The organism is Sphingopyxis sp. GW821-FHT12C06 (genome assembly GCF_058807415.1).
Map to the genome: position 1 here is coordinate 260785 of NZ_JBXAQR010000007.1, position 11983 is coordinate 272767.

Consider the following 11983-nt stretch of genomic DNA (forward strand, 5'->3'; position numbering starts at 1 on the left):
GCCTGTCCGACCAACGACACATATAGGTTCATCATGTCGCACGCACCGCAGCCGGTCATCTCGGCCACCGGCCTGTTCACCCCCGCCGAACGCATTTCCAATCAGGAACTTGTCGCCAGCTTCAATGCCTATGTCGCGCTGCATAATGCAGAAAACGCCGACGCAATCGCGGCGGGCGACGTCCCCGAACTCACCGAATCGAGCGTCGAATTCATCGAAAAGGCGAGCGGCATCGCCTCGCGCTTCGTCGTCGACAAGGCCGGCGTTCTCGACCCAGCGCATATGGCGCCGCGCCTTTCCGAGCGCAGCAATGACGAATTGTCGATCCTCGCCGAAATCGGCGTCGCCGCGGCCAGGGACGCGCTCGCGCGCGCCGGACGCGACACATCGGATGTCGATGCCGTGCTGTGCGCCGCATCGAACATGCAACGCGCCTACCCCGCAATGGCGGTCGAAATTCAGGACGCACTCGGCATTGACGGTTTCGGCTTCGACATGAATGTCGCCTGCTCGTCAGCGACTTTCGGCATCCAGACCGCCGCCGACTATATTCGCGCCGGCCATGCAAAGAGCGTACTCGTCGTGAACCCGGAGATTTGTTCGGGCCACCTCAACTGGCGCGACCGCGACAGCCATTTCATCTTTGGCGATGTCGCAACCGCAATTCTGGTCGAGGACAAGGCCATCGCCCCTGCGGGCCATTGGGATATCCTGGGCACAAAACTGAAAACCGTCTTCTCGAACAATATCCGCAACAATTTCGGCTTCCTCAACCGCGCGCACGGTGACTTCGACCAGTCGGGCCCCAAGAGCGACAAGCTTTTCGTCCAGGAAGGACGCAAGGTATTCAAGGAAGTCGTGCCGATGGTCGCGAACATGATCGTCGAGCAGATGGAAAAACTCGGGCTCGAAGGCGGCGACATGCGGCGCCTGTGGCTGCACCAGGCAAACACCAATATGAACCGGCTGATTGCACACAAGGTGCTGGGGCATGAGGCGAGCGACACCGAAAGCCCGACGGTGCTCGACACCTATGGCAATACGTCGAGCGCAGGGTCGATTATCGCCTTTCACCTCCACCATGACGATATGACGGCGGGCGACACCGGGCTGATCTGCTCGTTCGGCGCGGGCTATAGCGCAGGCACAGTGTTCGTCCGAAAGACCTGAGCTTCGCGAAAGCCCGTTGCAGCCCTCACTGTTCCCCGGCGAAAGCCGGGGAACAGTGAGGGCGGTGCCGCGTCTACGGCACAAAAGTCGTGAACAGGTAAATCGCAAACAGCATCAGGTGGATCACCCCCTGCAGCACCGTCGTCCGCCCGTTCGCCAGCGTCTGCACCGACACGATCAGCGACAGGAACAACAGCACAGTCGACTTGGCATCGAGACCGAGGCTGATCGGCATGTCGGTCATGATCGACAGGATCGCAACCGCCGGAATCGTCAACCCGATCGTCGCCAGCGCCGATCCCAATGCGAGATTGAGGCTGGTCTGCAAACGGTCGGCCTTGGCCGCGCGCACTGCGGCAAGCCCTTCGGGCGCGAGGATCAGCGCGGCGATCAACACACCCAGCACCGCAGGCGGCGCGCCCCAGTCGGCGAGCAGCGCCCCCATGACCGGCGACAGATTTTTGGCGAGCAGGACAACCGCGATCAGGCTGGCGAGCAGCAACGCGCTTGACATCATGGTGCGTTGGACGCTGGGCGGCGCGGCGTGTGCGTCGGGCTCGCCGTCGCCGTCGGCATCGCCGTCGGGAAGGAAATAATCGCGGTGCCGCACCGTCTGCACCAGCGCAAAGGTCGCATAGAGGATCAGCGAGACCACCGCGACGAAACCCAGCTGCGTCGCCGAATAAAAGGGCCCAGGCACACTCGACGTGAAATTCGGAAGGACCAGGGTCACGACAGTGAGTACGGTCAGCGTCGCGAGCGCAGCGCCGATTCCGGTGCGCTGAAAGCGCTGTTCATGATGGCGGATCGCCCCGCTGAGCAGGCAGAGCCCCATCAGCAGGTTCAAAATCACCATCACCGCCGCGAACACCGTGTCGCGCGCGAGGGTCTGGGCCTTGGAGGGCTCGGCCTGCATCAGGGTCAGGATCAACCCGACCTCGATCACCGTCACCGCGAGCGCGAGAATCAGCGTGCCAAAGGGTTCGCCAACGCGGTGTGCGATCACCTCGGCATGGTGAACCGCCGCAATGATGGCGCCGGCGAGTATGAAACCGACGAGGAAGGCGTTGAGCGGCAGCGCGAGGCTCGCCATCGCGGTAAGAAAACCCAGGATCGGGAAAATGTCGTTGGCGCGGTCGGTCAGGCGGAGCTTTTTTGTCATGGGCTTTTATTGCAGCCGCAAAACCGCATGACTACCCCATAGCGCAACAAATGTGCGCGGGCTCAATGTTTACGGACAGGCAATCCTGCTGCGGCGAGCCGGGCGTGCGCCTCGGTGATCGTCGCTTCGCCGAAATGGAAGATGCTGGCGGCGAGCACCGCGCTCGCGCCACCCTCGATCACCCCGGCGACCAGATGGTCGAGATTACCAACCCCGCCGCTGGCAATCACCGGCACCGTCACCGCATCGGCGATCGCGCGGACGAGCGAGAGGTCATAACCATCACGCGTTCCGTCGCGGTCCATGCTAGTGACGAGCAATTCGCCCGCGCCCAGTTCGGCGAGCCGCACGGCATGTTCCACAGCGTCGATCCCGGTCGCCTTGCGCCCGCCATGGGTGAATATTTCCCACCGGCCCTCTTCGACCCGGCGCGCGTCGATGCTGCCAACGGCGCACTGGCTGCCGAACCGGTCGGCGATGTCGGCGACGAGTTCGGGTCGCGCCACCGCGGCGCTGTTGACCGCAACCTTGTCGGCCCCGGCGAGCAGCAGTGCGCGCGCATCCTCGGCGCTGCGCACGCCGCCACCGACGGTCAGCGGCATGAAACACACCTCGGCGGTGCGCCCGACCATGTCGAGCAAGGTCCCACGCCCCTGATGGCTCGCGCTGATATCGAGAAAGCAAAGTTCGTCGGCGCCCGCCGCATCATAGGCGCGCGCCGCTTCGACCGGATCGCCGGCATCGCGCAGATCGACGAAATTCACGCCCTTCACCACGCGCCCATCGGCGACGTCGAGGCAGGGAATGACGCGAACGCGGACGGTCATCCCCGTCCCGCCGCAATCGCTTCGGCCAGATCGAGCCGGCCGTCGTAGAGCGCGCGGCCGGTGATCACGCCTTCGATCCCGTCGCCGACATGCGGCCGCAGGGCATGAATATCGTGAATGTCGGCGACCCCGCCACTCGCGATCACCGGAATCGCGACCGACCGCGCCAGCGCGACCGTCGCCTCGACGTTACAGCCTTTCAGCAACCCGTCGCGGCCGACGTCGGTAAACAGCAGCGCCGAAACCCCCGCATCCTCGAAACGCCGCGCGAGATCCTCGACGCGCACGTCGGACACATCGGCCCAGCCCTCGGTCGCGACCATGCCGTCGCGCGCATCGACCCCGACGACGATCCGTCCGGGCAGGTCACGCGCCGCGGATTTGACGAATTCGGGGTCTTTGAGCGCCGCGGTGCCAATGATCACGCGGTCGACGCCGAGCGCGAGCCAGCGGTCGACCCCGGCGCGGTCGCGGATGCCGCCGCCGACCTGCACCTTGCCAGGAAAGGCCGCGATGATGCTCTCGACCGCCGCGCCATTGACGCTGGCACCGGCAAAGGCGCCATCGAGATCGACGACGTGCAGATGCGTGGCGCCCGCGGCCGCGAACAGCCGCGCCTGCGCCGCCGGATCGTCGCCATAGACCGTGGCGCGATCCATATCGCCCTCAGCCAGCCGCACAACCTGCCCGCCTTTGAGGTCAATCGCGGGGAAGATGGTCAGGCCGGAAACTACGGGCGCCAATTGAGAAACCTTTCAAGCGTCGCGAGACCATAGGCCTGGCTTTTTTCGGGGTGATACTGGACGCCGACGATATTGTCCTTCGCGACCGCGGCGGTGAAGGTTCCGCCATGGCTGCTCGTGGCCGCGACGTCGGTGGCATCGGCGAAATGAAAGCTGTGAAGAAAATAGGCCTCGCCGCGCGCGATCACCGGATGCACAAAGCTCGGCTCGACGTCGTTCCAGCCCATGTGCGGGATGCGCAGCCCGGGCTGGGGCGCAAAGGCACGTACCGTACCCCTGATCCAGCCGAGCCCGGCGTGGCGACCATGTTCTTCGCCCGCATCGGCGAGCAATTGCATGCCGACACAAATACCAAGGAAAGGCGCGCCTTCCCCGCGCACCCGGAGCTCCATCGCCTCGACCAGCCCTGGAATCGCGCTGAGCCCGCTCATGCACGAAGCGAAAGCCCCGACGCCGGGCAGGACGATCCGGTCAGCGCGTGCGACGACATCGGGGTCGGCAGTGACGGCGACATTGCTCGCGCCCGCCGCGACGAGGGCATTATGCACCGAGCGAAGATTGCCCGCGCCATAATCAATCAGGGCGATGGCGCTCATGACGGGGCCTAAAGCACACCCTTGGTCGAAGGAATCGCGTCGCCCTTGCGCGGGTCGATCGCGACCGCCTGACGCAGCGCACGCGCGAGCGCCTTGTAACTCGATTCGGCGATATGGTGATTGTTGTCGCCGTACAGCGTCTCGAGGTGCAGCGTGATTCCGGCGGTCTGCGCAAAGCTCGCGAACCAGTGCGGGAACATCTCGGTATCCATCTCGCCGAGCCGCGGCTGGCTGAAGCCCGATTTATAGACGCAGTAGGGCCGCCCCGAAATGTCGAGCGCGCAGCGCGTCAGCGTTTCGTCCATCGGCGCATGCGCCTCGCCGTACCGCGCGATGCCGCGCTTGTCGCCGAGCGCCTGGGCGACCGCTTCGCCGAGCGCCAGCGCGCTATCCTCGACCGTGTGATGCTGGTCGATGTGCAAATCGCCCTTCACCGCCATGCTGATGTCGATCAGCGAGTGCCGCGACAATTGTTCGACCATATGATCGAGGAAACCGATACCGGTGGACACCGCATATTCGCCCGTTCCGTCCAGATTGACGGTGATGGCAATGTCGGTTTCCTTGGTCGTTCGCTGGACTGTGGCGGTTCGCATGAGCGCTCCCATAGCACCCACTTTTTACCGCGCAAGGTGACTCTCCCCTCTTGACCCGTCGACGCGGTCCGTTCATCCCCCTCCGCCATGAATAACGACGTCCGCGATAGCCTGATTCCCTATGACGAAATCGTGCAGGATGCCCTGCGCGCCGTGGTCGGCCGCGTGCTGCGGCAAATCGTGGGATATGACAGCCTTCCCGGCGAACATCATTTCTATATCACCTTCAAGACGCAGGCCACCGGGGTCAATATTCCGGCGCATCTGATCGCCAAATTCCCCGACGAAATGACGATCGTCCTCCAGAATCGCTTCTGGGATCTCCATGTCGATGACGATTATTTCAGCGTCGGCCTGTCGTTCAACCAGACGCCGTCGATCCTGACCATTCCCTATGCTGCGATCACCGCCTTCGTCGATCCGTCGGTCGATTTCGGGCTGCAGTTCCAGGTCAGCGACGATGATGCCGTCCAGCCCGAACCGCATGACGAGGCCGACAACGACCGCCCCGACGTCACGACCGAGGATGGATCGAACGTCGTGACCGTGGATTTCGGCAAGAAGCGCTAACGGCATGGCCAATCCCTGGCCCCCGACGCGCTTCTGGCAATATTGGGCTCTCGCCGGGATGCTGGTGCTGACCGCTGCCTTCTGGTGGGGCGTCACGGGCTATGCCCAGTTCGAAAGCGGCGGCACGCGCAGCCAGATTGCCGACGGCCTGCTGCGTTTCAGCCTGCTGATCCTGACCCCCGCGCTCCTTCTCGTCTGGCTGGCTGCGGCCTGGTTCAGACGCCGCGTCGGCGACACGGGCTATTGGCAGATGCTGGGACTGGTCGCGATGATCTGGGCAGGCTCGGTGTTGGTGACAAGGATATTGGCGGGATGAACGAAACGCGGATCGAAAGCGACAGCATCGGCGAGATCGCGGTACCCGCGGACGCTTATTGGGGCGCCCAGACCGAACGCAGCCGCCACAATTTCGCTTTCCCCGCGCACGAGCGCATGCCGCTGCCGATCGTCCACGCACTCGCGCGGATCAAGGGCGCCGCCGCACGCGTCAACCGCACCCATGGCCTCGACGCCGACCTCGCCGATGCGATCGCCGCTGCGGCTGACGCCGTCGTCGCCGGGCAATATGACGATCAGTTCCCGCTCGCGATCTGGCAGACGGGTAGCGGCACCCAATCGAATATGAACGCCAATGAGGTGATCGCCGGCATCGCCAACGAAGCGCTGGCCGGGACGCGCGGCGGCAAGTCGCCTGTCCATCCCAATGATCATGTCAACATGGCGCAATCGTCGAACGACAGCTTCCCGACCGCCCTCCACGTCGCGGTTGCCGTCGAGACGACGGCACGCCTGCTCCCCGCGCTCGCGACGCTGACCGACGCGCTCGCCGCCAAGGCCGAAGCGTGGAGCGACATCGTCAAAATCGGCCGCACCCATTTGCAGGACGCGACCCCGCTGACGCTGGGGCAGGAATTTTCGGGCTATGTCGCGCAGCTCACCGCCTGCCGCGCGCGGATCGAGGCCGCACTCGCCCACGATATTTGCAAGCTCGCGCAGGGCGGCACCGCGGTCGGCACCGGGCTCAACGCCCCCGCGGGCTTCGATGTCGCTATGGCCGCCGAGCTCAGCCGCAGCACCGGCATCGTCTTTGAACCCGCGGCGAACAAGTTCGAGGCGCTGGGGTCGAACGACGGGCTCGTCTTCTTCTCGGGCGCGCTCAACACCCTCGCCGCCGCGCTGACCAAGATCGCCAATGATATCCGCCTTTTGGGTTCGGGCCCGCGCGCCGGGCTCGGCGAGCTCGACCTGCCCGCGAACGAGCCCGGCAGCTCGATCATGCCCGGCAAGGTCAACCCGACCCAGTGCGAGATGCTGACGATGGTCGCAGGCCAGGTGATCGGCAATCATCAGGCGGTGACCGTCGGCGGGCTGCAAGGCCATCTCGAACTCAATGTGTTCAAGCCGCTGATCGGCGCCAATGTCCTGCGTTCGATCGAATTGCTCGCCATCGGCATGGCGGGCTTCACCGAACATTGCGTGCTCGGCCTCGAGCCCAATCGCACCCGCATCGACGAACTGATGAAGCGCTCGCTGATGCTCGTCACCGCGCTCGCCCCCGAAATCGGCTATGACAAGGCGGCGAAGATCGCGAAACATGCGCATGAGTCGGGCAGCACGCTGAAGGAGGCCGCGCTCGACCTCGGCTATGTCGATAGCGCGACCTTCGACCGGCTGGTTGATCCGCGCACGATGCTGGGGCCGGAACCCTGAGGCCGGTTCGCACATTATGAGGGGGTAAGGAGAGATGAGCATGATCGGTCGGATCGTTGGCGGCGTCCTCGGCGGCGCAATCGGACAGAAAAAGGGCAATCACCCCATCGCGGGCACGGTGATCGGCGCGGCGACGCTGTTCGCGGCACGCCGACTGATCCCGCAACGCTATGCCGTGCTCGCGGCGACGGTGGCGGCGGGCTATCTCACCAAGAAATGGGCCGAACGCGCACAGGCGCGCCGGACGGCGGAAGAGGCGCATACGGCAGACCGCGCATTGATCGATGCAGGCGTAGTCGACACCTATGCCGGAACCGCCAATGTTCCACCCGATGGCCAGACGATGGGCGATGCCCTGCCCCCTGCAATTCCGGTCGAGGGCAACGGGCGCAGCGCAGCCATTCATTGACAGGAAACCGGAAGCTCGGAAGCCCTCGATCATGGTCGTAAAACGGGTGGTAGCCAATATCGCGGCGAAAGACGTCAGCGCAGCGAAGCATTTTTACGGCGATATTCTGGGCATGGACATCGTCATGGATCATGGCTGGATCGTCACCTTTGCAGGCACAGGCAATCAAAGTCCCCAGATCAGTTTCGCCAGCGAGGGCGGATCGGGTACGCCTGTTCCCGACCTTTCGATCGAAGTGGACGACCTCTCCCATATCCACAGACGCGTGGTCGATGCCGGCCTCATGATCGAATACGGCCCTGCGACAGAGTCTTGGGGCGTGGAGCGCTTCTTCGTCCGCGATCCCTTTGGACGTCTGCTGAACATCCTGTCGCACCGGTAAAGCGATCGACGTTTCATCCGCCCGCCTGCCATTCCTTGATCGCCTCGACGGGCGAGACCAGCATCAGCACATTGAGCGTCAGATTGTCGCGGATCGCCCACAGCGTGAACAATTCGAACGCGATCGCTATCGCGACCGTCGCCCACCAGCGCATCCGGCTCGCGGCAAGAAACCCGAGCATCATGAAGACAGCATCGCTCACTGAATTGAGGATCGAATCGCCCGCATAACCATAGGCCATCGTCACTTCGCGATAGCGGTTGATGATGATCGGCGAATTTTCCAGGATTTCCCACGCCGCCTCGATCCCGATGGCCAGCGCCAGCGCGATCCACAGCGGCTGACGCGGCAGAAACCAACGCGACAGGCCGTAAAAGATGAAGCCGTGGATGATGTGGCTGAAACTATACCAGTCCGAGATTTGCTGGCTGTTCTGGTTCGACTGAACGACGCCGTGCCACAGGCTGACGGTGCCGCACGGGCAGATGGGCGGGCGCCCCATGCCAAAGAGGATCGCGGTAAAAATCGCCAGCAGCGCCGCCGTGACCAGCCAGCCGTTCCGCGAAATTCCTGCCATGCCCCATCCCCTTCGCGCTTGACCGCTGGCGCAGCTTTCGCGAATAGCCCCCATGGCTGAAAGCGTCCACCTGAACCGCCGCGGCGTGTTGTTCGTCCTCTCCTCGCCCTCGGGTGCGGGAAAGACCACTATTTCGAGAATGATGCTCGAAACCGACGATCATATCGCGCTCTCGATCTCCGCGACCACGCGCCCGCCGCGTCCGGGCGAAATTGACGGGGTTCATTATCATTTCGTCGACACCGACACCTTCAAGAAGATGGCGGCCGACGGCGAATTCCTCGAATGGGCGCACGTCTTCGGCCATCGCTATGGCACGCCGCGGCACCATGTCGAAGAACTGCTAGCCGCGGGCAAGGACGTCTTGTTCGACATCGACTGGCAGGGCGCACAGCAGCTCTATCAGGAAGCCGGCCCCGATGTGGTGCGCGTCTTCGTCCTGCCGCCGACGATGGAAGAACTCGAACGCCGTCTGCGCAGCCGCAACACCGACAGCGACGAAGTGATCACCGCGCGCATGGAACGCGCCGCGAACGAGATCAGCCACTGGGACGGCTATGATTATGTGCTGATCAACGACGAGGTCGAAAGCTGCTACGGCGAAGTTCAGGCGATCCTGCGCGCCGAACGGCTCAAGCGCCGCCGCCAGATCGGGCTTATTGGCTTTGCACGCGACCTGATCCGCTCGGTCCCCGACGCCGACAAGAAACTCTAAACCGGTTTAACAAGGTTTGCTTCGAGCTCCGTGACCATGTCGGTGCGTAGCGGCTTGGCCTGACCGTCGGTCCGGCACACGACCACCGTGTCGCAGCTCGCGATCGGGTGGCCGTTCTGGAACATCGCCTGGACGATCGTCCAGCTCGAATTGCCGATCCGGCCGATGCCGGTCGCGATCTCGACCGGGTCGGGGAAATTGCCTTCGGCGAGATAGTTGATCTCGACCGCCGCAACCATCGTGCGCTCACCCGCCGGCCGTTCGGTCAGCGGGCGAACCTGCCGGTTGAGCAGCACACGGCCGCTTTCGAACAGCGCGGCAAAGGCCACATTGTTGAGGTGGCCGTTGATATCCATGTCCTGAAACCGCGTCTGAAACTCGGCGCAGACGGGGTAGCTGGCGGCATCGAGCCGCCAGCTTTCCGGTTTTGCCATATCAGCGCGGCGCCATGCGGATGCCGCCGTCGAGACGGACGTCTTCGCCGTTGAAATAGCCGTTTTCGATCATGCACAGCGCAAGATTGGCATATTCGGCGGGGTTGCCCAGACGCTTCGGGTTGAGCACCGAGGCGCCCAGCGCATCGCGCACCGGCTGCGGCGCGCCGGCGAGCAGCGGGGTATCGAAGATGCCCGGCAGGATCGTGTTGACGCGGATATTCTCGTTGCCGAGATCGCGCGCGATCGGCAGGGTCATGCCGACGACGCCACCCTTCGATGCCGAATAGGCCGCCTGACCGATCTGGCCGTCCTCGGCCGCGACCGATGCGGTATTGACGATCGCGCCGCGCTCGCCGTCTTCCATCGTGTCGAGCGTCATCATGCCCGCCGCCGACTTGGCGATGCAGCGGAAGGTGCCGACGAGGTTGATCTGGATCAGCCAGTTGAACGCATCGAGCGGGAAATGCTTGATGCTGCCGTCTTCCTTGCTGCGGCTCGCGGTCTTGATCGCATTGCCGGTGCCGGCGCAATTGACGAGGATGCGTTCCTGACCATGCGCTTCGCGCGCCTTGGCGAAACCGGCATCGACGCTCGCGTCGTCGGTGACATTCACTTCGCAGAAAATGCCGCCGATTTCGGCCGCGAGCGCGAGGCCCTTTTCTTCCTGAAGGTCAAAGATCGCGACCTTGACGCCCTTGGCAGCGAGTGCGCGCGCGGTAGCGGCACCAAGGCCCGAGGCGCCGCCGGTGACGACGGCGGATACGGTGGAATCGAGTTTCATTGAGGTTTCTCCTTGAAGCCCTCCCCTTCAGGGGAGGTTTTGGGTGGGGCATGTGAATGGGACGAGGATCACGAACAGGCCCTCCCCCGGCCCCTCCCGCGTGCGGGAGGGGAGATGGTTTTACAGGCGTTCGATGATCGTGACGTTGGCCTGACCGCCGCCTTCGCACATCGTCTGGAGGCCATATTTGCCGCCGGTCGCATCGAGCACGCCGAGCAAGGTCGCCATCAGCTTGGTGCCGCTGGCGCCGAGCGGGTGGCCGAGCGCGATCGCGCCGCCGTGCTGGTTGAGCCGCGCGTGGTCGGCGCCCAGATATTTGAGCCATGCAAGCGGCACCGGGGCGAACGCCTCGTTGACCTCATAGGCGTCGATGTCCCCGATCTTCATGCCCGCGCGCTTCAGCGCCTTTTCGGTCGCGAACAACGGTTCTTCGAGCATGATCACCGGATCACCCGCGGTCACCGACACATGGTGGATGCGCGCGCGCGGGGTCAGGCCATGGTCTTTCAGCGCCTGTTCCGAACAGATCAGCACCGCCGATGCGCCGTCGCAAATCTGGCTCGCCGAAGCCGCGGTGATCGAGCCGCCTTCCTGGAGCAGCTTGACCCCGGCAATGCCTTCGAGCGTCGCGTCGAAACGGATGCCTTCGTCGACGAGATGGATTTGCTTACCCTCGGGGGTTTCGATTTCGACCCCGATGATTTCGCGCTGGAAACGCCCGGCTTCGCTCGCGGCCTTGGCGCGGCGGTGGCTTTCATACGCATAGGCGTCGAGGTCGTCCTTGGTGAAGCCATGCTTCTGGACGATCATTTCGGCGCCCATAAACTGGCTGAACATGATGCCGGGGTATTTTTCCTCAAGCCGGGGCGATTTATAATTGCCCATGCCTTCCTTCATATAGAGCATCGCGGTCGAGCCCATCGGAACGCGCGACATGCTTTCGATTCCGCTGGCGAGGACCATGTCCTGCGTTCCCGACAAAATGCCCTGCGCCGCAAACTGCATCGCCTGCTGCGACGATCCGCACTGGCGGTCGATGGTTACCGAGGGGATCGAGTCGGGCAGCTTCGAGGCGAGCACGGCGTTGCGGCCGAGGTCCATCGTCTGTTCGCCGCCCTGCGACACGCAGCCGGTGATGACGTCTTCGATCGCCGACGTGTCGAAATCATTGCGGTCGGCGATCGCATCGAACACCGCGGCGCCGAGGTCGACGGGGTGGATGCCGGAAAGCTTGCCGCCGCGCTTGCCGCCAGCGGTACGAACGGCGTCTACGATATAGGCTTCGGCCATGGGAATATTCCTTTCAAT

16 protein-coding genes are annotated in these 11983 nt (G+C 63.8%); 7 read left to right on the plus strand and 9 right to left on the minus strand.

Annotated elements, in window-relative coordinates:
- The first annotated feature begins 33 nt into the window (after positions 1–33).
- Complete coding sequence (locus tag AC1RRJ_RS20515) at positions 34–1170, plus strand: beta-ketoacyl-ACP synthase III (protein ID WP_493126167.1); 1137 nt, start codon at positions 34–36, stop codon at positions 1168–1170.
- 73 nt (positions 1171–1243) lie between these two features.
- Here AC1RRJ_RS20515 and AC1RRJ_RS20520 read toward each other — a convergent pair whose 3' ends face one another.
- The 5 genes from AC1RRJ_RS20520 to hisB form a co-directional block, all read right to left on the minus strand.
- Positions 1244–2332 (minus strand): calcium:cation antiporter, encoded by a 1089-nt coding sequence (locus tag AC1RRJ_RS20520; protein WP_493126169.1) that lies wholly within the window; start codon positions 2330–2332, stop codon positions 1244–1246.
- A gap of 62 nt (positions 2333–2394) precedes the next feature.
- A complete protein-coding gene (gene hisF / locus AC1RRJ_RS20525; RefSeq protein WP_493126171.1) occupies positions 2395–3159 on the minus strand; it encodes an imidazole glycerol phosphate synthase subunit HisF in 765 nt (254 codons plus the stop codon).
- Entirely contained in the window at positions 3156–3902 is a 747-nt protein-coding gene (gene hisA, locus AC1RRJ_RS20530) for a 1-(5-phosphoribosyl)-5-[(5-phosphoribosylamino)methylideneamino]imidazole-4-carboxamide isomerase (RefSeq protein WP_493126173.1), read from the minus strand. Before hisA ends, hisF begins: the two co-directional genes overlap by 4 nt.
- Positions 3890–4498 (minus strand): imidazole glycerol phosphate synthase subunit HisH, encoded by a 609-nt coding sequence (gene hisH / locus AC1RRJ_RS20535; RefSeq protein WP_493126175.1) that lies wholly within the window; start codon positions 4496–4498, stop codon positions 3890–3892. The genes hisA and hisH overlap by 13 nt, the downstream gene beginning before the upstream one ends.
- Before the next feature lie 8 nt (positions 4499–4506).
- Positions 4507–5094: an imidazoleglycerol-phosphate dehydratase HisB gene (gene hisB / locus AC1RRJ_RS20540; RefSeq protein WP_493126177.1), complete on the minus strand. Its 588-nt coding sequence runs from the start codon at positions 5092–5094 to the stop codon at positions 4507–4509.
- An 87-nt stretch (positions 5095–5181) separates the two neighbouring features.
- Here hisB and AC1RRJ_RS20545 point away from each other — a divergent pair, with 87 nt between their 5' ends.
- From AC1RRJ_RS20545 to AC1RRJ_RS20565, 5 genes are read left to right on the plus strand one after another with little or no spacing between them, the layout of a single operon-like run.
- Complete coding sequence (locus AC1RRJ_RS20545; protein WP_493126179.1) at positions 5182–5664, plus strand: SspB family protein; 483 nt, start codon at positions 5182–5184, stop codon at positions 5662–5664.
- 4 nt (positions 5665–5668) lie between these two features.
- Complete coding sequence (locus tag AC1RRJ_RS20550; protein WP_493126181.1) at positions 5669–5980, plus strand: hypothetical protein; 312 nt, start codon at positions 5669–5671, stop codon at positions 5978–5980.
- Entirely contained in the window at positions 5977–7374 is a 1398-nt protein-coding gene (gene fumC / locus AC1RRJ_RS20555; protein ID WP_493126183.1) for a class II fumarate hydratase, read from the plus strand. Before AC1RRJ_RS20550 ends, fumC begins: the two co-directional genes overlap by 4 nt.
- Before the next feature lie 40 nt (positions 7375–7414).
- Positions 7415–7783, plus strand: coding sequence for a hypothetical protein (locus AC1RRJ_RS20560; protein ID WP_493126185.1), 369 nt, complete (start codon positions 7415–7417; stop codon positions 7781–7783).
- A 31-nt stretch (positions 7784–7814) separates the two neighbouring features.
- Positions 7815–8165: a VOC family protein gene (locus tag AC1RRJ_RS20565; RefSeq protein ID WP_493126187.1), complete on the plus strand. Its 351-nt coding sequence runs from the start codon at positions 7815–7817 to the stop codon at positions 8163–8165.
- Positions 8166–8178: 13 nt separating this feature from the next.
- Here AC1RRJ_RS20565 and AC1RRJ_RS20570 read toward each other — a convergent pair whose 3' ends face one another.
- Positions 8179–8742 carry a DUF2585 domain-containing protein gene (locus AC1RRJ_RS20570; protein WP_493126189.1) on the minus strand — a complete coding sequence of 188 codons (564 nt, stop codon included), beginning with the start codon at positions 8740–8742 and terminating at the stop codon, positions 8179–8181.
- 52 nt (positions 8743–8794) lie between these two features.
- Here AC1RRJ_RS20570 and gmk point away from each other — a divergent pair, with 52 nt between their 5' ends.
- Positions 8795–9457, plus strand: coding sequence for a guanylate kinase (gmk, locus tag AC1RRJ_RS20575; RefSeq protein ID WP_493126191.1), 663 nt, complete (start codon positions 8795–8797; stop codon positions 9455–9457).
- Here the strand turns inward: gmk and AC1RRJ_RS20580 are convergent.
- The 3 genes from AC1RRJ_RS20580 to AC1RRJ_RS20590 all read right to left on the minus strand — a co-directional run bounded on the left by AC1RRJ_RS20580 (position 9454) and on the right by AC1RRJ_RS20590 (position 11965).
- The gene (locus tag AC1RRJ_RS20580) at positions 9454–9891 is read right to left on the minus strand and encodes an acyl-CoA thioesterase (protein ID WP_493126193.1); all 438 of its coding nucleotides are present in this window, start codon (positions 9889–9891) and stop codon (positions 9454–9456) included. The two genes, gmk and AC1RRJ_RS20580, sit on opposite strands and share 4 nt — an antisense overlap.
- 1 nt (position 9892) lies before the next feature.
- The gene (locus AC1RRJ_RS20585) at positions 9893–10675 is read right to left on the minus strand and encodes an SDR family NAD(P)-dependent oxidoreductase (protein ID WP_493126195.1); all 783 of its coding nucleotides are present in this window, start codon (positions 10673–10675) and stop codon (positions 9893–9895) included.
- A gap of 120 nt (positions 10676–10795) precedes the next feature.
- Positions 10796–11965 carry an acetyl-CoA C-acetyltransferase gene (locus AC1RRJ_RS20590; protein ID WP_493126197.1) on the minus strand — a complete coding sequence of 390 codons (1170 nt, stop codon included), beginning with the start codon at positions 11963–11965 and terminating at the stop codon, positions 10796–10798.
- Positions 11966–11983: the final 18 nt, after the last annotated feature.